This is a genomic window from Virgibacillus kekensis (assembly GCF_042654125.1).
In the GTDB taxonomy this organism is placed as follows: Bacteria; Bacillota; Bacilli; order Bacillales; family Amphibacillaceae; genus Lentibacillus; species Lentibacillus kekensis.
Window position 1 is genome coordinate 1 of record NZ_JBHSFU010000021.1, and the last position, 889, is coordinate 889.

The following is an 889-nucleotide window of genomic DNA, read 5'->3' on the forward strand; positions in this document are numbered from 1 at the left end:
ATACTGTTTGAATACTTCTTTAATTTTCTCCATCAGCCATGCATTTTCTTTTTCCTGATCATTCGGTGTATGGTTCAGCCATTTATAATAACCGGAGCGTGATACCTTTAAAATCCCGCACAATAATTGAATCGGGACACCTGTGTCCTCATGATAGGCATGAATCGCTTGAAATTTAGGCAGTTGTTGCCCTAATCGTGTTATCTCCTCCTTTCGATTTCCTTCAACTTTTTTAAGAGACCATTTTCCGCCTCCAAGTATTGAGTACGATGCTCTAATTCCTTAATCCGAAGCTGTAGTTTCTCTTCCTCGGTCAGATTTTGCTTGGATTCCAACGTCTTCCCCCGACGATCCCGAAGGGCTTGTTCGCCATCTTTCTCATATTTACGAACCCAACTATAGACTTGCTGATAAGAAACCTGATATTTTTCAGCAGCTTTATGGTAGTTGTAATCATTGGCTAGGCTATATTGTACAATCTCGACACGTTCTTTGAATGTTATTTTACGTCCTCGGCTCATTTTTCCTCTTCCTTTACTAGTGGATTTCATCTCTTTTCCACTAGTATAAAGCTTTATCCAGCCACGTAAAACCGAATGCGTTGAAATATTGAATTGCTCACAGGTGGCCCTTAAACTGTGCCCGTGTACAAGATGGAATTCCACAGCTTCTTTTCTCAATTCCTGAGAATATTGCTTCCACTTTTTTGTTTCCTTCAATCCATCTATCCCATTAGCTTTATATTTACGAACCCAACCTTCCATAGTGTCCACATGCACTCCATACTCTCTGGCCACAGAAAATATAGTTCTTTTATCTTCGATTACGCTCTGTACTCCCCGAATCCGTTCCTCTAAGGTATGCCTGGTTCTCCTTTTAGACACAAAAA

1 protein-coding gene is annotated in these 889 nt (G+C 40.4%); it reads right to left on the reverse strand.

Annotated features, from left to right (window positions below; genetic code table 11):
* Window positions 1-200: 200 nt before the first annotated feature.
* Window positions 201-889, reverse strand: a 689-nt coding sequence (locus ACFO3D_RS18905; RefSeq protein ID WP_390299982.1) for a helix-turn-helix domain-containing protein, incomplete at its 5' end; no start/stop codon positions are given.